Source organism: Providencia sp. (assembly GCF_052096715.1).
Lineage (GTDB): Bacteria > Pseudomonadota > Gammaproteobacteria > Enterobacterales > Enterobacteriaceae > Providencia.
The window spans coordinates 1-26,308 of the sequence record NZ_JBQDNB010000008.1 but is presented as its reverse complement, the minus strand read 5'-3'; the positions used below and the strand labels follow the sequence as shown (position 1 = coordinate 26,308).

Here is a 26,308-nt window from a genome sequence, read left to right as displayed (position 1 = left end):
TTAGGTTAATGTGTGACCCCAAGCAGTTTGGATGCAGGGTTATTTCCTTGTAATAGCTGAGTAGTACTACCATCATAGGCAATTTTACCCTCTGAAATAACTAAGGTTCTTGGTGCTATTTTCAGCGTATCTTCAATATTATGTGAAACCATTATTAATGTGATTTCTTTTGCTGAACAAATTTCGTCTAGTAGCGAGAGCATTTCGTTACGAAGTGCAGGGTCTAGTGCTGAAAACGGTTCGTCTAACAATAAAATAGGTTGGTTGCGAATCAGACAACGTGCAAGGGCTGCTCGTTGACGTTGTCCTCCCGATAATTGGGCTGGAAGTCTATCAAGGTGGGGGCTTAGGCTGACTTGTTCTGCCATCTCTTCAATTTGCTGCATTTGATCTTTTTTTAATCGTAAGCTTGGGTACAGACCAAGTCCAATATTTTGCCTAACAGTTAAATGAGCAAATAAATTATTCTCTTGAAATAGCATCGAAACAGGGCGCTTAGCTGGTGGGGTAGCGCTATGATCATAACCATTTAATTGGATAGTCCCATTTTGGGCAAATTGAAAACCACTAATCAGACTTAATAAGGTACTTTTACCTGCACCACTTGGCCCCATTACGGCAATCCTTTCACCAGCCTCGGCCGCAAAATCAAAATACATATTCAGGTTATCGTACTGGTAATCCAGTTTAGTTAATTTAATCATTATTTTTTCCTGAGATACGTTCGAGCAAGCTAAATAAACAAAAACACAATAATAACAATAGCATTGCGGTCACTGCGCCATCGTTAGTACGATAAGCCCCAATTTGTTGATAAAGATAATAAGGAAGCGTACGAAAATCCTCATTTCCAAATAGAGCGACAACGCCAAAATCGCCAATGGATATGACACAAGCAAAGGCTAACGCTTGTGCTATGGGTTTTTTGAGTGCTTTTAACTCTATTATTTTAAAACGTTTAAACCCACTGATAGCCAAAGATTGGCAAAGCGGGTTATAGCGCTCAGCAATATCTCTCATTGGGTTTTCGAGTACTTTGAGGGCATAAGGAATAGCGAGTAAGGCGTTCGTCATAATTACCAATGCGTAAGGAGACTCCGGTATCCCAATAGTTTCATTAAAAAAGATGAAAAAACCAGTAGCAAGAACAATACCTGGCATAGCTAGAATAATTAAGCCACTAAGTTCTATGGCTTGACCAATCCTAATAGCTTGGCGTAATCGAAGCTCTCGGCTGCTCCAAAGCAGCATTAATGTTAATAGTACACAAAGTAATCCAGCGCAAAGCGCAATAATTAATGATGTTGAGGTCGCTTGCCATAGTGCTGATTGGCTAAAAACAGAGATTAACTGACCGTTTAAACCATCAAAAATAACGGCTAAAAGTGGTGGAAGTAATAGCAACATCGCAGCAATAATTAATAAAGCATCACGGAGACGGCGAAATAAATTATCAGCAGGATCGTACCAATGAGTTTGGTGACTAAAGCCAACAGAGAATAAATTGTTTATTTTTTGGCATATAAACATTAAGCCAACACAGAAAAAAAGCTGAATTAAAGCGAGTATTGTCGCTCGGCCAAGATCAAAGTCGTAACTGAGAGACTGATATATAGCCAATTCGATGGTAGTCGCCGCAGGACCGCCGCCTAAGGCTAATACTGTTGCAAAGCTGGCAAAGCACAACATAAATATTAATGATGCAGTAGGTAGAATTTGCCTACGTAAATAAGGCCATTCTAAGATAGTAAATTGTTGCCACTCATTAAAGCCTAATTGCGCTGCACTTTGACGTTGTTCGATAGCAATATTTTCTAATGACTGTAATAGCATTCGAGTCGCTAACGGCATATTAAAAAAAATGTGAGCGAGTAAAATGCCCTTTAAGCCATAAGGCGAAAAAGTATATTCTAAGCCAAATAATTGGCATAGTTTTGCTAGCCAGCCTGTTTGTCCATAAATGGAGAGAATACCAAAGACAGCGACAAGAACAGGCAGTACCAATGTCATGGCACATAAGCGAATAAATAGTGTTCTACCAAAAAATCGCCTTCGATAAAGAGCTCTTGCAAGTAAAATAGCAGGGAGCACCGAGAAAATTGCAGATAAAAAGGCTTGCCAAAAGGTAAAGCCAATCACATGCCATAAATAGCTGTCATTTATGATCTCATCAATAGCAATTTCGGGTGCAAAGTGCCATAGCGCACCGAAGGCTAGTGATGCAACCGCCACTAATAAACCGGAAGCTAGTACTCCCGGTAACAGTGATGAGTTAATTAACGACTGACGGTGCTTTGCCATAAACGAGTCCATGATTGACGTTCTTTGGCAACTTCTTGCGCACTAAATTGCAGTGATTTTTTGGGTAGTGGTAACCGGTTATAGACATCCGGTAATGGAACATCAGTTACCGGATACATCCAGTTGGTTGTTGGTAAAGTGTTTTGAAATTCAGGTGTTAACATGAATTTTAGGAATTGTTTAGCCAGCTCAGGTTGTGGACTATTTTTAAGTCTAGCCGCAACTTCAATCTGCATATAATGCCCTTCATCAAATAAGGCAGCAGCATAATTATCTTTATTATCATTAAGCATTTGATACCCAGGCGATGCGGTATAGCTTAGTACAAAATCTCCTTCACCCTTTAAGAATAGGCCGTATGCTTCGCTCCAACCTTTAGTCACTGTAAGAGTTTTTTCTGACATATTTTTCCATGCATCAGCAGATTTATCGCCATACAGCTTTTCAATCCATAACATTAAACCTAATCCTGGAGTACTCGTACGGGGGTCCTGATAAATAATTTTCCAATTATTTTTGCTTGTTAATAATTCATTCATGCTTTTTGGCGGTTGTTTGATTTTATTGGTGTCATAAATAAATGCAAAGTAACCATAATCATAGGGAATAAAAATTGGGTTATTCCATTCAATGGGTAGCTTGAGGGCATCGGTACTTATGTCTGCTGGTGCAAATAATCCTGTTTTTTCGGCAGAATCAATTAGGTTGTTATCTAAACCTAAAATGATATCGGCTTTGCTTTTTTTACTTTCCATTCGCAAGCGGTTAAGTAAAGAAACACCATCGCCTAGCGAGACTAATTTTAATTCACAATCACATTGAGCTTCAAAACTCTTTTTGATTTGAGGTCCAGGACCCCATTCAGCTGCAAATGAATCATAGGTGTAAATAGTTAATGTCGGTTTCTCTGCCCATGATAAATGTGCAAAAGTCAGTACATTTAAAGCGATAAGATAGGTAAAAAGCTTATTTTTAAACATTTGTTTTCCTGCGCTAAAAATAAAAATACACAGGATTTGAGGGGGAACCGCGCTGTGTTTACAGGCGGTAGCTCAAATCCCTACGCCGGTATTAGCCGGATCAGGTTCTACGGGTTATTTCTCAGCCAAATATATTTAGGCACCCCGTTGAGACGCTTACTATTGTAGTGACTTCAGACATATCTGCAAACTGTATTGATATAGGTTTACCAGTTAGGGTATGTGTGAAACAATTGGGGTATCTTTCAAATTTGGTTATTGAGGTAGTCTAGTGATCGATGATGATGGCTACCGCCCGAATGTAGGAATTGTAATTTGTAATCGGCAAGGGCAGGTTTTATGGGCTCGCCGCTATGGTCAGCATTCATGGCAATTCCCTCAAGGAGGTATCAATCCTGGGGAGTCTCCTGAACAGGCAATGTATCGTGAATTATACGAAGAAGTCGGGCTACAGCGTAAAGATGTTAGGTTATTAGCATCTACCCGTAACTGGTTACGTTACAAATTACCCAAGCGTTTGGTGCGTTGGGATACAAAACCTGTTTGTATCGGGCAAAAACAGCGTTGGTTTTTACTACAATTACAATGCAATGAAGCTGATATAAACGTGCAGCGCAGTAAATCGCCAGAATTTGATGGCTGGCGATGGGTCAGTTATTGGTATCCTGTTAGGCAGGTAGTTTCTTTTAAACGTGAAGTTTATCGTCGCGTAATGAAAGAATTTGCTCCAATTGTAATGCCTTTACAGGAACAGAAATTACCACAACGACCTGTTTTTAATAACCGTAGGCGTGGAGCTAAGTAAGTCTATGTTGACGCGTTTGCGTGATATTGTTGAAAAAGTCGCTATGGCAACAAGTTTGACCGAAGCACTTGAAATTTTGGTGAATGAAACTTGCAAAGCGATGAGGACCGATGTGTGTTCTATCTACTTAGCAGATCATCCTCGCCAATGTTATTATTTAATGGCAACCCGTGGGTTGAAAAAGCCCCGCGGGATTGCTATTCGTCTTGGATTCGACGAAGGTGTAGTTGGTGCTGTTGGCCGCCAATCTGAAATGCTCAATTTAGCGGATATCCGTGAGCATCCTCAATATAAATATCTCCCCCAATTAAAGGAAGGCCAGCTTAAGGCTTTTCTTGGCGTTCCTGTCGTTTACCGTCGCCAACTTTTAGGTGTATTGGTTGTACAGCAGAAAGAGAAACGTTTATTTAACGAAACCGAAGAGTCTTTTATGGTGACGTTATCTATGCAACTCGCCGTAATTTTATCGCAAGCTCAAGCAAAAGGTGTTTTTGGTCAATACAGGCAAAGTCGAATAAAAGCGATTCCTGTCTCTCAGGGAATTGCAATGGCGTATGGCTGGCAAGATAATTCACAACCATCTTTTGATAGTGTTTGTGAAGCCAGTGCTATCAATAAAGATGATGAAAAACAAAGGCTAATAAGCGCTCTTGAGAGTGCGGCAGCAGAATGTCGTCGTATTAGCAAACGTTTTATGGCGAATTCATCAAAAGAAAGTGCAGCCATTTTTGATTTGTATAATCATTTGCTTAATGATCCTCAACTTAAAAAGAATTTATTCACATCTATTGAGCAAGGCGCGGTAGCCGAATGGGCTGTCAAAACGGTTATTGAGGATTATGTTGAACAATTTTCACGTTTACGTGATCTGTATCTTCGAGAGCGTGGTACTGATCTCAGAGCATTAGGTCAACGCTTACTTTTTCATCTTGATGATTCGTTAACACCAATAAATCAGTGGCCTGAGCGTTTTATATTAGTTGCTGATGAACTTAGTGCCAGTGTGCTTGCCGAATTGCCGTTTGAGCAATTAGCGGGTGTCATTGTGCGCGATGGTGCAACACATTCCCATTCGGCAATTCTTATTCGTGCTATGGGGATCCCAGCCATTATGGGGGCTGATGTTGAACCCTCATTACTGCATAACCGTCTTTTGATTCTAGATGGTTATCGTGGAGAAGTATTTATTGAGCCTGAGAATTTAATTGCTCAGGAATACCAGCAGATTATTGAAGAAGAAAATGTTTTAAGTCGTTTAGCAGAAGGCACTTTAGAGCAAGATGCTATCTTAAAAAATGGCGACCAAATTAAAATTTATCTTAATGCTGGATTGAGTCCTCGTTATGAGCAGCAAATCAATATGGGTGTTGATGGTGTTGGTTTGTATCGAACTGAACTTCCATTCATGCTGCATAATGGTTTTCCATCAGAAGATGAACAAAAGCAAATGTACCAAGAAGTGCTTGAACTCTTTCCAACTAAGCCCGTAGTACTAAGAACGCTGGATATTGGTGCTGATAAACAACTTCCTTATATGCCTATTAGTGAAGAAAATCCGAGCCTAGGTTGGCGTGGTATTCGTATTATGTTAGATCAACCAGAAATATTTCTTATTCAATTAAGAGCGATGTTGCGCGCTGATCATGCTGTGGGTAATTTACGGATTTTATTACCGATGATCACCAGTATTGATGAGGTTGATGAAGCTATTATTTTGATAAATAGGGCTAGAGATGAAGTAAGTAATTTACTTAAACAACCGGTTAAAATGCCACAAATTGGTGTGATGCTCGAAGTTCCATCATTATTGTTTTTATTGCCTGAATTAAAAAAACGAGTTGATTTCATATCGATAGGTACAAATGATTTTACACAATATTTACTTGCTGTTGACCGTAATAATACGCACGTAGCAACGCTATATGATAATCTTCATCCCGCCGTTGTGCGTTTTTTAGCAATGGTTTATGAAGAGTGTCGTCGTCTTAACATGCCAATCAGTGTATGCGGTGAAATGGCCGGTCAGCCACTGAGTGCAATGGTATTGATTGCCTTAGGTTATCGTTCATTAAGTATGAGTGGTAGAAGCGTTCCTCGAATGAAATATTTAATTCGGCAACTTGATCCAGAACTTATGTCTGAATTAGCTTTAGCCCTGCTGAGGGCAGAAACAAGTGACAGCGTTAGACTAAAAACAAGTGAGTTTATGGAGAAAAATGGTCTCGGTGGATTTGTCCGTGGTGGAATTTAATCCGTTTTTCTATGTTATTTATATGTGATAACCCTGTGTTATGATGCGCTATGATTTTAGCTTAACAATTTAAAGTGGGGAACGATGAGCATCAGCTATTTAGCATTACCCGAAATTGATCCCGTGATGTTCTCAATAGGGCCAGTCTCGCTTCATTGGTATGGTTTTATGTACCTCGTAGGTTTTGTTTTTGCCCTATGGCTTGCCGGTCGTCGAGCTAATAAACCTAATAGCGGATGGACAAAAAACGAAGTTGAAAATCTACTTTATATAGGTTTCGTCGGTGTGTTTGTTGGTGGACGTTTAGGTTACGTTTTCTTCTATAATTTACCTGTATTTCTTGATGACCCTCTTTATTTATTTAAAGTTTGGGATGGTGGAATGTCATTCCATGGTGGGCTCATTGGTGTTATCTGCGCCATGATGTGGTTTGCTCATCGTACTCGACGTCGATTTTTACAAGTTGCTGATTTTGTTGCGCCACTAATTCCTTTTGGCCTTGGTATGGGGCGTATCGGAAACTTTATTAATGGGGAATTATGGGGGCGCGTTACTCTTGATACACCTTGGGCATTTCTGTTCCCTCGTTCACGAAGTGAAGATATTCAACTTGCGATACAAGACCCTTCTTTAATGCCTATCTTAGAACAATATGGTGTTCTACCGAGACATCCATCTCAACTTTATGAGATGGCTTTAGAAGGCATAGTGTTGTTCCTTATTCTTAACTTATTTGTGCGTAAACCTCGTCCAATGGGAAGTGTGTCTGGTTTATTCCTCATAGGTTATGGTGCATTTCGTATTATTGTTGAGTTCTTTAGGCAACCCGATGCCCAATTAGGTTTATTTGGTGGCATTAGTATGGGGCAAATACTTTCAGTACCAATGATAATAGCAGGCGTATTGATGATTCTGTGGGCTTATAAATACGGTAAAAATATTCCTGCACATAAACCTGAAAATACGGCTGCGAAAAGTAAGTAAATTAATAAATTAAGGTTGATGCTATTGGCTTAGTATCAACCCGTAAAGCAAGAGAGCGACTATGAAGCCATATCTTGAGTTGTGCCAACGTATTATTGACGAAGGACAGTGGATTGAGAATAAGCGCACCGGAGTGCGTTGTTTAACTGTTATCAATGCAGACCTTGAATATGACGTTGGTAATAATCAATTCCCACTTATTACAACCCGTAAAAGTTTTTATAAGGCGGCTATTGCAGAATTAATCGGTTATTTGCGTGGTTATGATAATGCAGCTCAATTTCGTGAAATCGGTTGTAATACTTGGAATGCAAATGCAAATGAAAACCAAGTATGGTTAAACAATTCTCATCGCAAAGGTGAGGATGATATGGGACGTGTATATGGCGTTCAAGGTCGTTCTTGGCAACGTCCAGATGGTTCATATGTTGATCAGCTGAAAAAAGTAGTCAATAACCTGAAAAATGGCATCGATGATCGTGCGGAAATAATTACATTTTATAATCCTGGTGAATTTGAAATGGGCTGCTTACGTCCATGTATGCACACCCATACATTTTCACTATTGGGTGACACTTTACATTTAACGTCATATCAACGTAGTTGTGATGTGCCACTTGGATTGAATTTTAATCAAGTTCAATGTTTCGTTTTGTTGGCATTAATGGCTCGAATTACTGGACATAAAGCAGGCAAGGCATATCATAAAATTGTAAATGCACATATTTATGAAAATCAATTACCTTTGATGCGAGATGTTCAACTAAAACGTGAGCCTTTTGCATTACCGTCATTAACGATTAATCCTCAAATTAAAACGTTAGAGGATCTTGAAACATGGGTGAGTACCGATGATTTCATTTTAGACGGATATCAATGCCACGAAGCAATTAAATATCCATTTACAGTCTAAGTTACCTAATTTTTAAAGAACTTGGGTGTTGTTATTTGTTACAGCACCCCCCAGCTTCACTTCTTTGTAATACCCTCATCATCCTGCAATATTTATATAGTTCTCCTTTTATTTCATGATGTTATCAGTGAGAAATACGAATAAGTAAACTTTTAATTTGCTTAAATTTAAACTCTGCTTATTACTCAATTCATATTTTCATTTCTTCTAGAAAAAATTAATAAATTTATTTTCCTTAACTTATTTTTTGCGAAGCGCTTCCCAAACATGCACCTGCTGGTTGCAAGATTTTTATTTTGTTGGGAAGCGCTTCGTAAATTTGAATGTGATTGCTAGTGGCATGATATTTTTTTGTCAATATCAAGGCGTCATTACGCTGATTATTCATAAATATGGGAGTAAAGGAATCAATGAGAGTTGAAGTTAATAGCCGGCAAAATGGTTTTACTTTGATTGAAATTTTAGTAGTTTTATTTATTTGTTCTTTAGTCGTACTTCCTGCGTTATATAACTGGCAACAACAATTACAGCGACTTCGCTTAATTGATGCCGCAAGACAAGTAGCAGGGTTTATTTATAGTAATTTGATGGAAGGAATATACCTTAATCAACATCGAGTTTTGCAGGTTAATAATGATCAAGGAAGTTGGAATTTGGTTGTTAATAATGTAGCTACAGGAAAAGAAATTAGCAGACTAAACGATTCAAAACTTGAAGGGATTGGTATAAAAAAAACAACTCGTACTTCAATTGACCTTTATGGTAAGCAAGGAACAAGTCATGCTTTTAGCATCGAATTACAAAATGAAAATGAAGCTATTACTATTTACCTGTCAGCAATTGGGCGATTGAGAGGGTGTAGTAAACAGAAAATGGTGGGAATTCCACGATGCTAAGCTTTTCATCTGTGAAAAGATCAAATTTAGAGTTGGGCTTTTCTTTGATTGAAATGCTTGTAGCAATGGCTATTAGCAGTGTTATTTGTATTGCGGTTATGAGTACTATTCCAACATTGTTCAAACAAATTTATCAGTCATATTTTCAATATCAGATTGATAAAGATGTAAAACAAGTGCTTATCAATATGGAGAAAGACTTTAGGCGAATTGGATATTGCAGTGGCCTATCTTGCCAAGGAAAAGCAATTAAAATTGAGTCTAAACTTTTAAGTCGATACCCTAATTCATGTATTATTTTTGCCTATGACCAAGATTTATCTGGTAAATGGATTAATCGTAAATCGAAAAAAATTGATTCAGATTTTTTTGGGTACAGGTTAAATGGAAATAAATTAGAGTCTAACCGTAATGTGAATGATTGTAATGGAACTCGCTGGCAATCATTATTTGATGCAAAATTAATAACAGTTAATCAATTACAGTTTTATTGGAATGAAGCAAATGCATTACTTGAGATGATTATTAGCGTGGAAACCAAGTTGTTGCCTAAGAAAATATTTACTTATCGAACAGCTGTTATGATTAGGAATTTGCAATGACAAAGAAAAATGCACAAAAAGGGAATGTTGCGTTAATCATGGTTGTTGTATTAATGACAATGGGTTTATTACTACTCAAAGCATTACATTACTATCAAGAGCGGGCACGGGATGAACTCTATAATGAAACTAAATACCTTGAAGCTTTTAATCATGCAGAATCCGCACTTTCGTGGGGGTTGCTACAATCATGGAAGCTAAGTACGTCTAGAAAAACATATTGGGAGTGCCAAAAAGAAACAACGCAGGGTTGGAGCAGTTGTTTAAGGCATGTGAAAGGTAACAATTTTGTTTTATTAGGTAAAAGTGATTTCAAGCAAGGGGAGCAAATCAAAGTTTATAGATGGGTAACTTCGATTTCAGGTTCACAGAAAATTAAAATACGTGAAAAAGGTTGGCTTGATTACTGTATCGTTGAGAAAAAAGGATTTTGTCTGTGAAAATAAAGCAACAGGGTTTTGCTTTAATTGAGTCAATGATTGCCGTGGTTGTTTTTGCTATCCTACTGATAGCTCTGCTAAACTATACTCAATATATCACATTGAATTTTAATCAGATATATCAAAGTTCAACGGCAATAAGGATGTTACAAAGTGCATTGGAGCGAAAAGCTTCTTTTATAGAAATTACATCTGTAAATACAGAACAACTTTATCCTAATTGGCAGGTAGCAGAAACGTTATCATCAAAAGGGGATAAATGCACTGAATCTATTATGGCCTTAATAATTGATACACAACAGTTTTCTTTAAATCGTTGGTTTTGTATAGTCGCTGATTGAATACAATAGGAGAGGGATATGTTTCAGGTTTATCATTCTAATCAATTAGATCTATTAAAAGAGTTGATTGCTCATTTAATGGAGAATGAACCACTTTCTCATCCTTTTGAACAAGAAATTGTTTTAGTACAAAGTCCTGGTATGTCTCAGTGGCTGCAAATTGAATTAGCTAAACGCTTTGGAATAGCTGCAAATATCAATTACCCTTTACCTGCAACTTTTATCTGGGATATGTTTCGTCGTGTATTACCTGATATTCCTAAAGAAAGTGCTTATACCAAACAAGCGATGACTTGGAAGCTAATGACTATTTTACCTGAAGTCATTGGTGAAGATGAGTTTGAACCTTTAAGACATTATCTTCAACAAGATACAGATAAACGAAAGTTACATCAATTGGCGGGGAGAGTCGCCGATTTATTTGACCAATATTTAGTTTATCGGCCGGAATGGGTGGAGAAATGGCGAAAAAATGAATTAATTGAAGGGTTAAGCCAGAATCAGTTATGGCAGAAAAGATTATGGCAGTGCCTTGTTGATTATACAAATAAGTTAGAACAGTCACCTTGGCATCGTGCAAATCTTTACCTAAGTTTTATTGAAACACTATCAGCGAACCCTTCGTTAGGTCATGCTCTTCCTAAACGTATTTTTATTTGTGGTATTGCCTCATTACCTCCTGTTTATTTACAAGCTTTAAATGCGATTGCAGAACATACAGATATACACCTCATGTTTACGAATCCCTGTCGCTATTATTGGGGCGATATTCAAAGTCATTCATTTTTGTCGAAGTTAAAACAGCGAAAATTACGCCATTATCTTGATAAAAATGAAGTCTCTCGTTTTAAAATCGAGGAACATGCGCAAAATTTATTTAATGAAGATGGAGAGCAGGATGTTATTAATCCTCTGCTCGCATCATGGGGAAAGTTAGGGCGAGATAACCTTTACTTTATTTCTCAAGTAGAAGGTACAAATGAAATTTCAGCTTTTGTCGACATAACTCGGGATAGCATTTTAGCAAATTTACAGCAGGATATTTTAGATCTAGAAGATCACTCTCAGCTAGGTAAAACGATAGAAAGTTTTGAAAGCAGTAAAGACAAACGACCTATAAGCGACTTGGATGAGTCTGTGACGTTTCACTCATGTCATAGCGCTCAACGGGAAGTTGAAGTGTTACAAGATAGATTGCTAGCGCTATTTGAGCAAGATGCTGATTTAACACCAAGAGATATCATTGTGATGGTCGCTGACATTGATAGCTATGCTCCTTATATTCAAGCGGTTTTTGGTAATACTGCTTCTGCCCGTTATATTCCATTTTCTATTTCAGATAGAAAAGCGTTGCAAGCGCATCCCATCTTGCAGGCATTTATCATGTTACTTGATTTACCACAAAGCCGATTCTCAACGGAGCAAGTACTCACATTACTTGAAGTATCTGCTTTTTCTGCACGCTTTGGTATTGATGAAAGTGAATTAAGCTTATTACGCCGTTGGGTCAATGAATCAGGTATCCGCTGGGGGCTTGATGACGATAATGTTCGATCTTTAGCCTTGCCAGTGATTGGACAGAACACTTGGGAGTTTGGCTTAAGTCGAATGCTCTTGGGTTATGCTATGGATAGCCGAAATGGGCCTTGGAATGGCATTTTACCTTATGATGAATGTAGCGGATTAGCCGCACAATTAGCAGGAAAGCTAGCATTATTAGTCGATACATTAAAAGGTTGGCGTACCTTACTGGAGCAAGAGCGTACTCTTGAACAATGGAAAGATGTTTGCCGACAACTTATTGACAGTTGCTTTATGGTTGATGGCGATACTGAACTTGTATTGGCACTAGTGACTGAGCAGTGGCATAAAATTATCGACAATGCTTTAATTTCTGGTTATCAAGAAACCGTACCTTTAGGCTTAATTCGTGATGAACTTTCAATTTGTTTTGATGATGAAAAAATCAGTCAGCGATTTCTTGCGGGAGCTGTAAATTTTTGTACATTAATGCCAATGCGCTCAGTTCCATTTAAAGTTGTTTGTCTGCTAGGTATGAACGATGGCGCTTATCCTCGCAGTATTCCACCTTTAGGCTTTGATTTAATGTCGGAGAAGCCTGCGAGAGGTGATAGAAAACGCCGAGATGATGACCGCTATTTGTTTTTAGAGGCATTAAACTCTGCCGCTAGACAGCTATATATTAGCTATATCGGCTTGTCTATTCGTGATAATCAACCTTGCAATCCATCAGTTCTTGTTACTGAACTACTTGATTACATTAGTCAGAGTTTTTGCTTAGTAGGTGATAATCATCTCAATATTGATGAAAGTGCTAAGCGATTAAAACAACATTTGGTTATTCAACATAATAGAGTTCCTTTTGCTAAAGAAAATTTTATTCCTGAAACTTCTTATCAAAGTTTTGCGAACGAATGGTTACCGGCAGCAAATACAACAAGTAAAGAAGAAAAACTATTTTGTATCCCGCTTGATGAACGAGAGCCAATAACAGAAATATCTCTTGAACAATTATTGCGTTTTTATCGGCATCCAATCAGAGCATTTTTTCAGCAACGTCTTAAAGTGCATTTTTCGATTGAAGAAACTGAATTACCTGAAGATGAACCATTTATATTGGGAAGATTACAACGTTATAAAATCAATGATCGTATTTTAGATTTATTGGTTAAAGACGAAAATCCGACCCCTTTTTATCAAGCGCTTAAAGCTTCTGGTCAATTACCTGCTAAGCAGTTTGGCCAATTATTCTGGGAACAACAATTAGACGAAGTTATTCCTTTAGCTGAAAAAGTAAAAGAACATGAAGCTCAACAGTTTGATTATCAAATTGATATTGAAATTAATGGAATTAAAATAAGTGGACTTCTGAAGGATGTACAAGAAAATGGTTTACTGCGTTATCGTCCTGCCTATTTAACCGCGAATGATGGTGTACAGTTATGGATAGAGCATCTTTTATTTAACTTACGTGTTGGTAAAGGGAATAGTGTCGCTCTCGGTCGTGATAATAGTATCTGGCAATTTTCTGAAATCGAACAAAATGAAGCATTACATTACTTAGAAGATTTAGTTTTGGGGTACTGTGAAGGTCAAAACTCTCCATTAATACTATTAAACCAAAGTGGCTGGAACTGGATATCGGCTTGCTTTGATAAAAAAACAAAACAGTACGATTTTTCTTCAGAGGAAATGCAACAAAAAGCATTATCAACATTATTACAAAGTCTTCAAGGGAGCTCAATGAAGCGAGGCGAAATGGAAGATGATTATGTGTTGAGGGCTTGTAGAAGTATTGATAGTACAATGATTCAAACACTGCTGAGAAATTCTCAGCGCTTCCTACTGCCAATGGCAGAATACTTGAAATAAAGGGAGAGCATTAAAGGATGCTACGTCTATCCAAAAATATCGCTCACTTATTCTTCTTATTTACCCTGCTTTTTTGGGGAAATGCACTTGCAGCTGAACCACTTTGGCAAGTTCTTCCTGAAACGATAAATAAAAGTGAAAGTGACTCAAGAGAGTACAAGGCAATAAAACTGAATAATGATATGACAGTTTTATTGGTATCGGATCCTAAAGCCACAAAATCGCTAGCTGCGGTTTCGTTACCTGTCGGTAGTATCGATAATCCAGATAACCAATTAGGTCTTGCTCATTATTTAGAGCATATGGTCTTAATGGGCTCTAAAAAGTACCCAGAGCCAAGTAGTTTCTCCGAATTTTTACAAAAACATGGTGGTAGCCACAATGCTAGCACTGCATCACATCGTACTGCATATTATTTTGAAGTTGAAAACAGTGCATTGCAGCAAGCTACAGATAGGCTAGCGGATGCATTAGCAGAACCTTTACTTGACCCTGTAAATGCAGATAGAGAACGTAATGCGGTAAATGCAGAGCTGACAATGGCACGCTCTCGCGATGGAATGCGCCTATGGCAAGTGCGTTCTGAAACGTTGAATCCCTTACATCCTAACTCACGTTTTGCAGGCGGAAATTTAGAAACATTAAAAGATAAGCCTAATAGCAAGTTGCAAGATGAATTGGTCAGCTTTTATAAACGCTATTATTCTGCGAATTTAATGAATGGAGTGCTCTATGGCGATCAACCTATTGATTCATTAGCTAAAATTGCACAAGATACTTTTGGGCGTATTCCTAATTTTAATGCGAGTGTTCCCTCTATAGATATTCCTGCGGTAACTGAGAAAGAAAAAGGTATTTTCATTCATTATGTTCCTGCTCAGCCACAAAAAGCGATTCAAATAGAGTTCAGCATCAAAAATAATATGGCTGATTTTCGTAGTAAAAGTGATGAATATATCGGTTATTTAATTGGTAATCGTAGTCCTGGGACACTAGCCGATTGGCTTATTTCGCAAGGACTAGCTGAGGGTATTAGTGCATCTGCATCACCAAACGCTGACCGTAACTACGGCTCATTCTCCATTTATGTCACTTTAACGGATAAAGGACTAGAAGAGCGAGATCAAATCATAGCTGCAATTTTTGCTTATATTGATTTGTTGAAAAAAGATGGCGTAAACAAAAGTTATTTTGATGAAATTGCTAATGTCCTTAATTTATCCTTTCGTTATGGCTCCATCGTTAGAGATATGAATTATATCGAATGGCTATCTGATCAAATGATTGATATGCCAGTTAATCATGTACTTGATTCTGATTATATTGCTGATAAATATGATCCTGCTGCGATTGAACAACGATTAGCCGAGCTAACAGCAAAAGAAGCAAGAATTTGGTTTATTAGCCCACAAGAGCCGAGCAATAAGAAAGCATACTTTGTTGATGCTCCTTACCAGGTAGATAAAATTTCAGCTAAACAATTTACGCAGTGGACTCAATTAGAATCGAAAATGGATTTTAGATTGCCTACATTGAACCCGTATATTGCTGATAATTTGTCATTAATTAAAACAGATAAAGCCTATAAGCATCCCGAATTTATCTATCAAGATGGCAACACTCGCGTACTGTATATGCCAAGCCAATATTTTGCTGATGAACCAAAAGCAAATATTACATTAGCACTGCGGACTAAAGAGGGTGATAAAGACGCTAAATCTCAAGTTAGTAGTGCATTACTGCAATATATATCTTCATTGAAAATGGATGAGTTGCAATATCAGGCATCTGTTGCTGGCATGTCTGTATCCGTTTCTCAAGGTGGTGGTTTGCAGCTTAATGCTAGCGGTTATACGCAGCATCTACCTGAGTTATTTTTATCCATGACGAAGCTCTATTTAACTTTTGAACCAACGCAAAGAGAACTGGTTCAAGCGAAGTCTTGGTATAAAGAACAAATAGAAGTATCAAATAACGCGAAAGCTTATGAACTGGCAATGCAACCGCTCCAACGTATTAATAGCGTACCTTATTTTGAGCAAGAACAAAGGTTAGCAGTACTTGATACTATCTCGTTGAAAGATATTACTGATTATCGTTCTTTAGTTGTAGAAAGTGCGGCCTTGCAAGCTATCGTAGTGGGTAATTTAACCGAGCAGCAAAGTATTGAGACGATAAAAAAGGCGAAAGATTTACTCAATAGTAAGGGTAAAAATTGGTGGCGCGGAGATATTGTTGTCATTGATAAAAACTATTTAGCCGATTTTCATAAACAAGGGAATAGTTCAGATAATGCGTTAGCAGAGATCTTTATTCCTGATGGTTATAACCGTATTGAAGGTGCGGTATTGTCCGGTATTTTATCTAAAATTATTCAACCATGGTTTTATGATCAACTCCGAACCAACGAGCAGCTCGGTTATGCTGTATTTACCTTTAAAGCTGGATTAGGTGATCAATGGGGAATCGGTTTCTTATTACAAAGTAATGTGAAATCGCCAGATTATCTTAATACTCGTTACCAAGAGTTTTATGCTTTAGCATTAGATAAATTAAAGAAACTACCTGCTGATGAATTTGAGCAGTATAAACAATCGATGATTACAGAAATGAATCAGCCTCCACAAACTTTCTATGAAGAAGTTGGGCGTTATTCTTCTGATTTTTCGCGTAATATTTTTAGTTTCGATACCCGTGAAAAAGTTTTAGCTGCCCTAAGTAGTGTTACACAAGCTCAAGTTATTGCTTATTACGACAAAGCGGTGATGAAACACCAAGGCTTAGCATTAACCTCTCAGGTTATTGGTCAAGGCGTAAATGCAAAAACAGGGTATGCGCAGTTAAAAGACTGGGTGCTTTATCCTAATGCTACAGAATTACAAAAGATTTTGCCTATAAAGGAAGATGCTGAGTGAGTAAAACGCAGATGAGTTCCCAATTGCTAGATGCTTTTTCATTGCCTTTGCAAGGCCAAAGATTAATAGAAGCATCAGCTGGTACAGGCAAAACCTATACAATAGGGATACTTTATCTGCGTCTTTTGTTAGGCCTTGGAGGCGATAACTCTTTTCCAAGGCCACTTAGTGTCGAAGAAATCTTAGTTGTTACCTTTACAGAGGCTGCAACTAATGAATTACGAGGGCGTATTCGTGAACGAATTCATGAAATGCGTTTGGCTTGTTTAAGAAACGGTGTTGGTTTTGAATCTAAACCTGAATATATCGAGCTGTTAAATCAATTACCCGAACAAGAACAAAGAGAGTTTGCAGCAAACTGGTTACTAGCCGCTGAACGTCAGATGGATGAAGCGGCTATTTATACTATTCATGGTTTTTGTCAGAGAATGCTTGTTAATAATGCCTTTGAATCAGGGGTGTTATTTGAACAAACTATGATTAAGGATGAATTTCCTATTCAAAAACAAGCTTGTGCTGATTTTTGGCGTCGCCATTTTTATCCTCTCGATTATTCATTAACTAAGGTCGTGCAGTCACAATGGAATGGTCCTGAAGCTCTTTTAGCGGAGATCCGTACCTTTTTACAAGGTGATATCCCATTAATTATAAATCAACCAAAACAGTCAGAAACGCTGGAAGAACGTCATTCTCGACTTATTTCATTAATTGAGTCCGTTAAATCATCATGGATATCAAATGTTGCTGATTTTGAAAAATTAATAACTGATTCTGATGTTGATAAACGCAGCTATAGCTCTCGTTTTCTACCAAGTTGGTTGGTGAAAATAAGCCAATGGGCTGGGGAAGCCACTGAGGACTATCAGCTGCCTAAAGATTTAATTCGTTTTTCTCAATCTGTTTTACATGAAAAATCAAAAAGTGGTTCAGGTCCTGAACATATTGTTTTTGAGCAAATAGAAGGGCTGCTTGGGCAATCCCTTACAATAAAAGATCTGGTTATTCCCTTAGCTATTACACAAGTAAGACAAACTATTGCTCATGAAAAGCATCGTCGGGGAGAAATGGGATTTGATGATTTACTCACTCGGTTAGATAATGCATTAAAACAAGATAGTGGAAAATTTCTTGCCGATGCAATTAGCCGACGTTTTCCTGTTGCTATGATTGATGAATTTCAGGATACAGATCCTCAGCAATATCGTATTTTTCAGCGAATATACCAAGACGTTGATAACAGTGCATTGCTATTTATTGGCGATCCAAAACAGGCTATCTATGCTTTTCGTGGCGCAGATATTTTTACCTACATTGAAGCTAAAAAACAAGTTAGTGCTCACTATACGTTAGAAACAAACTATCGCTCATCTCAGAATATGGTTGAGGCAGTTAATTTTCTTTTTAGCCATTGTGATTCTCCCTTTATCTTTGAACAAATTCCTTTTCAGCCTGTTAATTTCGCACCAAACAATCTAGGTAAGAAGTTTGTCCATGATGGTAACAATGTTAAAGCATTAACTTTTTGGCAATTAGATGCCGAAGCTGTTTCCGTTGCTGAATATGAGCAAGCAATTGCTCAGCAATGCGCCGTACAAATTGCTCAATATTTGCAGGGGGGATTGCAAGGTAATACTTATTTTTTGAATAAAGAAAATCACAGAACCCCTGTGGCCGCCTCAGATATTACAGTACTCGTTCGTAGCCGTAGAGAGGCCGTATTGATTCGTGATGCCTTGAATCGATTAAATATACCTTCCGTGTTTCAGTCTAATAGAGAAAGCGTTTTTTCTACTCAGGAAGCTAGAGATCTGCTTTGGTTACTGCAAGCAGTTATGACTCCTGAAAAGGAGCGAGTGCTGCGTAGTGCATTAGCAACAGGTATGTTTGGGTTGAATGCGAGAGAAATCGATGAACTGAATAATAACGAAAAAGCATGGGAAAAATTAGTAGATGAATTTACTCGTTATGCAACGATTTGGCATAAACGAGGGATACTTCCAATGCTACGAGTGGTTATGGCGGAGCGCCATATTGCTGAAACTTTACTATCAGGGCTTGAAGGCGAACGCCGTTTGATGGACATCATGCATATGGGAGAATTATTGCAGGAGATGTCTCTTCAACTTGAAGGTGAGCACACACTTACGCGTTGGTTAGCACAACAAATTGCACATCCTGACCATCAATCTGATGTACAACAAATGCGTCTTGAAAGTGATAAACATCTTGTACAAATTAGTACAATTCATAAATCGAAAGGGTTGGAATATAAAATTGTTTGGTTACCTTTTGCTAGTAATTTTTTACCACAGTCAAAAGGGCTTTATCACGACAGGAATGATTACGGTACAAGATTAGATTTAGATGATACTAATGAAAATGTCGCTTTAGCAGATGAAGAGCGTTTGGCAGAAGATTTACGATTACTTTATGTCGCTCTGACTCGAGCAATTTACCATTGTAGTGTGGGTATTGCTCCACTGATTAAAGGTAATCGTAAGAAAAGTGGTGAGACTGATTTACATCTATCTGCTCTTGGTTTTTTATTGCAAAAAGGGCAAGCAGGAGATAGTTCACTCTTAAAAAGTATGTTGAACGAAATAAGTAATGAAACTATTGATGTCACTATTATTAATTCGCCTGAGTTTAAGCGCTTATCACTAAATAAAAATGAAAATGAAAAATTAGCGGCAAGACAAGTCTCTCGCTATTTTGATGATCATTGGCGAGTTACGAGTTATTCAGGCTTAAGTTATAACGCAGGTCATACAGAAGCGGAACAAACTATTTCAGCGATACAATTTGCAAGCTCACTTGCTCCAAAAATGGATATTGAAGCCAGTATTGACGTAGAGCAACAAGAAACTAATGAAATAGCGTTAACGGCACATCAATTTCCAAAGGGGGCATCACCGGGTACATTTTTACATAGCTTAATGGAAGAAATTAATTTCTCTCAAGAAGTGCCTTTAGAATGGTTAACTGAACAGCTCGAAGCTTCTGGTTTTGATTGCCAATGGGCTCCTATGCTGCAAACTTGGTTGGATGCAATCGTCAACGCACCACTGGCAAATGATGGATTATGTTTATCTGCTTTACAGCCTCAAGACCAGCTTGACGAAATGCAATTTTATTTACCAATTGAAACCTTGTTAGATGCTAGAGATATTGACCAAATAGCGCATAAATACGATCTGTTATCAGCGAATTGTCCACCTTTGAGTTTTGACAAGGTTCAGGGGATCTTAAAGGGATTTATTGATTTAACATTTTTTTGGAATGGTAAGTTTTATCTACTTGATTATAAATCAAATTACCTTGGTGAGGACGCATCTTGCTATACGCCAGAGGCAATGTCTGAAGCCATGATTGATCATCGATATGACCTCCAATATCAGTTGTATTCATTAGCGTTGCATCGTTATCTCAAGCAGAGGCTCCCTGACTATGATTATGAACAGCATTTTGGTGGTGTTTATTATTTATTCTTGAGAGGAATTGATAGTGCCAAGTCTAAGAATGGCATTTTTTTCCATCGCCCGTTATTAGATTTTATCAATGAGTTTGACCAACTGTTTCGCGATGCACAAGATAGGGGGCAGTGATGATGAAAGAACTCTTTAATAAGGGTATTGAAGGGCACTTATTTACCCCACTTGATGTTCAATTTGCTTATAGTATTGCTGATGATAAAAGCCCTATTCTATTAATGCTAGCCGCCTTGTTAAGTGCTGAAACGATGGCGGGTAACGTTTGTTTAGCCCTATCTGATGTGTCCGCTAATTCATTATTCGCAGGGCGTCATCCTGAAATTGCAGCTGAATTTTGGCATGCTATGGGAAATCCTGATGAAGATTCTATTTATCAATCAGTTAAAGATGCAAAACCTATCTCTTTAGCGGCAGATAATAAAATAACACCGTTAGTTTTGTCTGGAGATTATTTATATTTTCAACGTATGTGGCAGCATGAGCAATGCGTTGCTGAATATTTTTCACAAACTTCTATGACTCATAGTGATAGCGATAAAGTTAAGGCTATTTTAAATGATTTATTCCCTGAAATTGATTCAGGTAATGAAATTGATTGGCAGAAAGTTGCTGCGGCTGTTGCGGTAACAAGTAAAGTTTCTGTTATTTCTGGTGGGCCAGGAACGGGTAAAACAACAACGGTTGCTCGTATTTTAGCAGCACTAATCAAGTTAGAAAATAAACATGAAGGGCATATTAGGATTGAACTTGCCGCTCCAACAGGTAAAGCAGCAGCAAGATTAACTCAGTCCTTGGGCGAGGCGATGAAATTTATGCCGCTAACTGACGATGAACGTAAGATTTTACCAAATCAAGCCAAAACACTACATCGCTTATTAGGTGCACAACCTGAAAGTCAGCAATTTCGCTATCATCGAGATAATCATTTAGTGCTGGATATTCTGATTATAGATGAGGCCTCAATGGTTGATTTACCGATGATGGGCAAACTAATTGAAGCACTACCTCCTGAAGCGAGGTTGATCTTTTTAGGTGATAAAGATCAGTTAGCCTCCGTTGAGGCGGGTGCTGTACTGGGAGATATCTGTCGCTTTTCTAATGTTGGATATAGCTCTGAACGCGCATCACAACTGACGTATCTTACTGGATATTCTTTGACTGATTTTAGTGCAAATGAAGGGCCTATTATTCGAGATAGCCTGTGCTTATTAAGGAAAAGTTATCGCTTTTCAGCGCAATCAGGAATTGGGCAGCTATCTTTTGCTGTTAATGAAGGGAATGCTAAACATGCGCTAAAGCTTCTCAATGAACAATTACCTGATGTACATAATTATGTGCAAGATACTCAAGAAGATTATGTTCAAATATTGCTCGATGCATCTCAGTTTTATCAAGAGTATTTATTATCTGTGAAAGCAGGTAATACAGCTGAAGAAATTTTGAATAAATTTAGTGAGTATCGTTTACTCACAGCGCTAAGAGAAGGACCTTATGGCGTTGTCGGACTTAATGATAAACTCGAAAAACTATTGCATAGACAAGGACTTATTACTCGACCGTTTAACAAGTTTAATAAACACTATGCAGGTCGGCCAATTATGATCAACCGAAATGATAGTCCGCTTGGATTATTTAATGGTGATATAGGTATTATTTTACCTGATGAAGAAGGTGCTCTTAGAGCCTATTTCCAATTTCCGGATGGCATTATAAGAGGTATTCAACCGAATCGCTTACCATCACATGAAACGGCTTATGTGATGACAGTACATAAATCGCAAGGCTCGGAGTTTGCTCATACTGCATTAGTTTTACCTAAGATATATTCTCCGGTGATCACTCGAGAGTTGGTATACACGGCAATGACTCGCGCCAAAAAAGAATTATCTCTTTATTGCTGCCCTAAAATATTACGAAGAGCGATTGAGACACCGACAAAACGGCGTAGTGGTCTTGCTTTACAATTATATACGTCATATTCAACGTCACAGGATTATTGATAAAGTAGCGTTAGTTAGCCTCTATTCTCCTTGGATTAGCTTTGTTTTTTCTTACATGGATTTTGGATCATATAGAGTAAGATAATCGATTCTTTTAATTTGCTTATTCATGACATTGAGCGGATTTTTAAAATTTAATAATAATGAGTTGAAGGTAATTATATGGATAACCCACAAGAAATGACCGCAGTGACGGTAACGCTTAATGCTAGGCTTGACCCAGAGCGTCGTGCTGACTTAGAAGATGCAATTGATGAAGTCATGAAAGGTATGGAAAAGAATATTCATGTTACCGGTGGTGGAACCTTATTATCAGATAATGGTGAAGCGCAAGAATGTGATATTGAGTTGGCTTTAGCTGATGCTAATGATGAAAACATTAGTTTAATTATTCAGCTTTTTACTTCAATGTTAGCGCCAAAAGGTTCCCGCTTATTTATTCATGGTGAAGATACTAAAATTGATTTTGGTACTGACGAAGGTTTAGCGCTTTATTTTAACGGCACTGAATTATCGGATGAAGTTTATGAGAATGGTGATATCAATGAAGTGTTTGATACACTTGATGAAGCAGTTGAAGATATAGGTAGCATTCATAGTGTATGGGATGGTCCAACAGAAACCGCATTCTATTTTTATGGTACATCATTTGCGGAGATGGAAGCGGTACTTAAACCACATTTAGATACTATTGCACTTTGTCAAAAAGCGAGAATTGTACAAATCGCTTAGTAGGAATCGCTTAAAAGTGCTATGGAATACTGGGCAAATTGAATAACGTAGTGTAATTCAAGCTGCAGTAAATTAAGTAAAACTGCAGCTTGAAGAATGGTGAGTCTAATTATTTATCAGCTTGATTTTTTAAGTCTAACATTAAGATTTTAGAGCGGCGTTGATAGTTGTATAAAGCCTGCTTTTTCAATGGTAGCATCTCAATTTCTGCGGGAACAAAACCTCTTTCTTGAAACCAATGAATGCTGCGGGTCGTTAGTACAAATAATCTCTCTAGTCCAAATTGTTTAGCTTGGACGGCAACTCGATGTAATAGTTCTTCGCCACGAGCAGAACTACGATAATCAGGATGAACAGCAACACATGCCATTTCACCGAGTTTTTCTTCTGGGTATGGATAGAGTGCTGCGCATGCAATCACTAAATTATCACGTTCAATAATCGTAAATTTATCAATTTCCATTTCGAGTTGTTCTCGTGAACGCCTCACGAGGATACCCTGCTGCTCTAATGGTCTGATTAATTCTAAAATCCCACCGATATCATTGATATTGGCTCTACGGATTTGTTCTGCACTTTCCATAACTATTTGAGTGCCGATACCGTCACGAGAGAATAATTCTTGAATCAATGAACCATTTTCTTGATAGCTTAGTAAGTGGCTACGACGGACTCCTCGACGGCAGGCTTTAGCTGCTCCGCGTAAGAAACGAACTGTACCTGAGTAATAATCACCATCAGATTCAAGCTCTTGAATACGATTTTCAGCTTCATTAGGAAATAATTCAGACAGTATATTACCGTCTTTATCTGCTACACCTTGTGAGGAACAAAAACCGATTAATTTCTCTGCTTTAATTTTTACAGCCAGTTGAGTGGCAACCTCTTCTGAGGTTAAATTAAAACTTTCCCCAGTTACTGATACAGCAACTGGGCCGATTAAAACGATTGAACCATTGTTAAGCTGATTATTAATAGCATCTTCATCAATGCGGCGAATTCTACCACTGTGGTAATAGTCAACACCGTCATCGATACCAAGAGGTTGTGCGATAACAAAGTTACCACTTACCACGTTAATATGAGCGCCTTGTAAGGGGGTGTTACTTAAGCTCATTGATAAACGTGCAGTAATATCTAATTGTAATGCACCAGATGCTTGCTTAACATATTCAAGAGTACTCGCATCGGTTACGCGAGTATGCTTATGATAAATAGCATCATAGTTGTGTTCTGATAAAATTTGTTCAATTTGTGGGCGAGCACCATAAACAACGACAATACGAATGCCAAGGCTATGCAATAGTCCTATATCATTAACAATGCTTGGAAAATTTTCATGCGCAATCGCTTCACCACCAAGCATTATAATAAATGTTTTGCCGCGGTGGGCGTTTATATAAGGAACCGAATGGCGAAATTCATCAACCAATTCGGTGCTGCGCTCTTTCATAATTACCCTCTTAAATGAATTTTTATTCGTAATTACTGTATTTTTATTCTTTTTGGCAGTAAATATCAAGTAAAAGATGGCATAAAAATAATAACAATTATATTTTTGAGGTTTACATATCTCTAAATTTAAATGTGTATTCTTAATGACAGAGTGCTAATGATTAGTTAGAGTGCTTGCATCTAGCCAATATATTGGCATTTATTCTAAAATCGTCTTATTTATCAGCTCTAGGTTCGGAATTATTGATGAGTCATCAAGATCACAGTCCATCAAAGCGCCGCCTTATACAAGGTGCGGCAGCCGTTATGTTGCTTAGTGTCAGCCCATTTGGTTTTGCTGCGAATAGCAGCATCATTGCCGTGCGTATCTGGCCGGCATCGAGTTATACCCGAGTGACACTCGAATCGAATATTCCTCTGAAATATCGTCAGTTTGTGTTGAATAATCCTGAGCGTATTGTTGTTGATTTAGAAGGTGTTCAGCTAAATAACGTACTAAAGCAGATGGGCAGCCAAATTCAGTCAAGAGATCCTTACCTTAAATTGGTAAGGGCGGGGCAATTTGATCCAAAAACAGTTCGTCTTGTTTTTGAAGTCAAAAATAAAGTTAGCCCTCAGTTTTTTACTATGGCACCTGTTTCTGAATTTAAGCACCGACTGGTGATGGATTTTTATCCAGGAAAGGGAGTTGATACTAGTGATGATCCTTTATTAGCACTTCTTGAAGATTATAATAAAGGCGATCTTGAAGAGAATATGCCTGCGCAGGCGAAAAAACCAGGTACAGCAGGTAAAGACAGGCCTATTATTATCATGATAGACCCAGGTCATGGTGGTGAAGATCCGGGCGCTATTGGAAAATATAAAACTCGTGAAAAAGATGTGGTATTACAAATCGCCCGACGTCTTAAGGCCTTGATCGATAAAGATCCAAAAATGCGTGCTTATATGACACGTAATGAAGATGTATTTATTCCGCTTAAAGTTAGAGTTGCGAAAGCGAGAAAAATGCAGGCAGATTTGTTTATTTCTGTTCATGCGGATGCTTTTACTAACCGCTCAGCTCATGGTTCTTCGGTATTTGCACTATCGACTAAAGGTGCGACAAGTAATACTGCGCGCTACCTTGCTCAAACACAAAATGAAGCTGACTTAATTGGTGGTGTGAGCAAAAGTGGAGATGTTTATCTCGACCATACTATGCTTGATTTAGTACAAACGGCGACAATTAATGATAGTTTGAAGTTTGGTGATGAAGTGATTAAGCGTATGGGTAAAGTGAATAAATTGCATAAAAACAAAGTTGACCAAGCAGGATTTGCGGTACTAAAAGCCCCTGAAATTCCATCAATTTTGGTAGAAACTGCATTTATTAGCAATTTAGAGGAAGAACGAAAGTTAAAAACAGCTAAGTTCCAACAGCAAATGGCTGAATCAATTTTCCAAGGTATAAAAGCATATTTTCGTAATGGTGGGGAGTTGGCGATTAGAAATGGATAATGTTTAGCGAAAGTAATATGCGTTTAATAACTAAATTTAAATAGGTGACAAGCTAAATAGTGAGTCGCCTTTTTTGTTTTAGATATTAAATTTTAGAATAAGTTCGGATTTTTGAATTAACTGAGATTGATACAAATAGAAAAAATATTGGTTGCGGGGGCCGGATTTGAACCGACGACCTTCGGGTTATGAGCCCGACGAGCTACCAGACTGCTCCACCCCGCGACTGAAGAGGTTAAATATTACAGGTAATTTGGTTGCGGGAGCCGGATTTGAACCGACGACCTTCGGGTTATGAGCCCGACGAGC

At 38.0% G+C, this 26,308-nt stretch carries 18 protein-coding genes, 1 tRNA gene and 1 riboswitch; of the genes, 14 read left to right on the top strand and 5 right to left on the bottom strand.

What is annotated here, in order from left to right; all coding sequences use genetic code 11:
- Positions 1-5: 5 nt before the first annotated feature.
- The 3 genes from thiQ to thiB are packed head-to-tail and all read right to left on the bottom strand — an operon-like array spanning position 6 to position 3,281.
- Positions 6-704, bottom strand: coding sequence for a thiamine ABC transporter ATP-binding protein ThiQ (gene thiQ / locus ACTH6U_RS08435; protein WP_441832006.1), 699 nt, complete (start codon positions 702-704; stop codon positions 6-8).
- On the bottom strand, positions 697-2,301 hold the full coding sequence (gene thiP, locus ACTH6U_RS08430; protein WP_441832005.1) for a thiamine/thiamine pyrophosphate ABC transporter permease ThiP: 1,605 nt from the start codon (positions 2,299-2,301) through the stop codon (positions 697-699). Before thiP ends, thiQ begins: the two co-directional genes overlap by 8 nt.
- Positions 2,277-3,281 carry a thiamine ABC transporter substrate binding subunit gene (thiB, locus tag ACTH6U_RS08425; protein WP_441832004.1) on the bottom strand — a complete coding sequence of 335 codons (1,005 nt, stop codon included), beginning with the start codon at positions 3,279-3,281 and terminating at the stop codon, positions 2,277-2,279. The genes thiP and thiB overlap by 25 nt, the downstream gene beginning before the upstream one ends.
- A gap of 59 nt (positions 3,282-3,340) precedes the next feature.
- Positions 3,341-3,438: riboswitch (TPP riboswitch) on the bottom strand.
- Between the two features lie 114 nt (positions 3,439-3,552).
- Between thiB and rppH the strand changes: the two genes are divergently transcribed.
- From rppH to ACTH6U_RS08360, 13 genes are all read left to right on the top strand, one after another.
- The gene (gene rppH, locus ACTH6U_RS08420) at positions 3,553-4,086 is read left to right on the top strand and encodes an RNA pyrophosphohydrolase (protein ID WP_294106815.1); all 534 of its coding nucleotides are present in this window, start codon (positions 3,553-3,555) and stop codon (positions 4,084-4,086) included.
- 4 nt (positions 4,087-4,090) lie between these two features.
- Positions 4,091-6,337, top strand: coding sequence for a phosphoenolpyruvate--protein phosphotransferase (gene ptsP / locus ACTH6U_RS08415; protein WP_441832003.1), 2,247 nt, complete (start codon positions 4,091-4,093; stop codon positions 6,335-6,337).
- An 84-nt stretch (positions 6,338-6,421) separates the two neighbouring features.
- Positions 6,422-7,321, top strand: a complete 900-nt coding sequence (gene lgt, locus ACTH6U_RS08410; protein WP_434719950.1) for a prolipoprotein diacylglyceryl transferase — start codon at positions 6,422-6,424, stop codon at positions 7,319-7,321.
- Positions 7,322-7,382: 61 nt separating this feature from the next.
- Positions 7,383-8,234, top strand: a complete 852-nt coding sequence (locus tag ACTH6U_RS08405; protein WP_294106820.1) for a thymidylate synthase — start codon at positions 7,383-7,385, stop codon at positions 8,232-8,234.
- A 410-nt stretch (positions 8,235-8,644) separates the two neighbouring features.
- Positions 8,645-9,130: a prepilin-type N-terminal cleavage/methylation domain-containing protein gene (locus tag ACTH6U_RS08400; RefSeq protein WP_441832002.1), complete on the top strand. Its 486-nt coding sequence runs from the start codon at positions 8,645-8,647 to the stop codon at positions 9,128-9,130.
- On the top strand, positions 9,124-9,732 hold the full coding sequence (locus ACTH6U_RS08395; protein ID WP_441832001.1) for a prepilin peptidase-dependent protein: 609 nt from the start codon (positions 9,124-9,126) through the stop codon (positions 9,730-9,732). Before ACTH6U_RS08400 ends, ACTH6U_RS08395 begins: the two co-directional genes overlap by 7 nt.
- Positions 9,729-10,172, top strand: a complete 444-nt coding sequence (locus ACTH6U_RS08390) for a YgdB family protein (RefSeq protein WP_336430503.1) — start codon at positions 9,729-9,731, stop codon at positions 10,170-10,172. The genes ACTH6U_RS08395 and ACTH6U_RS08390 overlap by 4 nt, the downstream gene beginning before the upstream one ends.
- Positions 10,169-10,513: a type IV pilus modification PilV family protein gene (locus tag ACTH6U_RS08385; protein WP_336430505.1), complete on the top strand. Its 345-nt coding sequence runs from the start codon at positions 10,169-10,171 to the stop codon at positions 10,511-10,513. The genes ACTH6U_RS08390 and ACTH6U_RS08385 overlap by 4 nt, the downstream gene beginning before the upstream one ends.
- A gap of 18 nt (positions 10,514-10,531) precedes the next feature.
- Positions 10,532-13,906, top strand: a complete 3,375-nt coding sequence (recC, locus tag ACTH6U_RS08380; RefSeq protein ID WP_441832000.1) for an exodeoxyribonuclease V subunit gamma — start codon at positions 10,532-10,534, stop codon at positions 13,904-13,906.
- A gap of 17 nt (positions 13,907-13,923) precedes the next feature.
- Positions 13,924-16,821 (top strand): pitrilysin, encoded by a 2,898-nt coding sequence (gene ptrA, locus ACTH6U_RS08375; RefSeq protein ID WP_441831999.1) that lies wholly within the window; start codon positions 13,924-13,926, stop codon positions 16,819-16,821.
- Positions 16,818-20,426: an exodeoxyribonuclease V subunit beta gene (gene recB / locus ACTH6U_RS08370; protein WP_441831998.1), complete on the top strand. Its 3,609-nt coding sequence runs from the start codon at positions 16,818-16,820 to the stop codon at positions 20,424-20,426. Before ptrA ends, recB begins: the two co-directional genes overlap by 4 nt.
- Positions 20,427-20,428: 2 nt before the next feature.
- Positions 20,429-22,312 carry an exodeoxyribonuclease V subunit alpha gene (gene recD / locus ACTH6U_RS08365; RefSeq protein ID WP_441832044.1) on the top strand — a complete coding sequence of 628 codons (1,884 nt, stop codon included), beginning with the start codon at positions 20,429-20,431 and terminating at the stop codon, positions 22,310-22,312.
- Positions 22,313-22,474: 162 nt separating this feature from the next.
- Entirely contained in the window at positions 22,475-23,044 is a 570-nt protein-coding gene (locus ACTH6U_RS08360) for a hypothetical protein (protein WP_294349767.1), read from the top strand.
- A 109-nt stretch (positions 23,045-23,153) separates the two neighbouring features.
- On the opposite strand, the gene argA is transcribed toward ACTH6U_RS08360, so the two are convergent.
- Positions 23,154-24,497, bottom strand: a complete 1,344-nt coding sequence (gene argA, locus ACTH6U_RS08355) for an amino-acid N-acetyltransferase (protein ID WP_294106850.1) — start codon at positions 24,495-24,497, stop codon at positions 23,154-23,156.
- A 248-nt stretch (positions 24,498-24,745) separates the two neighbouring features.
- Between argA and amiC the strand changes: the two genes are divergently transcribed.
- Positions 24,746-25,999: an N-acetylmuramoyl-L-alanine amidase AmiC gene (gene amiC, locus ACTH6U_RS08350; RefSeq protein ID WP_294106852.1), complete on the top strand. Its 1,254-nt coding sequence runs from the start codon at positions 24,746-24,748 to the stop codon at positions 25,997-25,999.
- A gap of 148 nt (positions 26,000-26,147) precedes the next feature.
- On the opposite strand, the gene ACTH6U_RS08345 is transcribed toward amiC, so the two are convergent.
- Positions 26,148-26,224: transfer RNA gene (locus tag ACTH6U_RS08345), tRNA-Met, on the bottom strand.
- Positions 26,225-26,308: the final 84 nt, after the last annotated feature.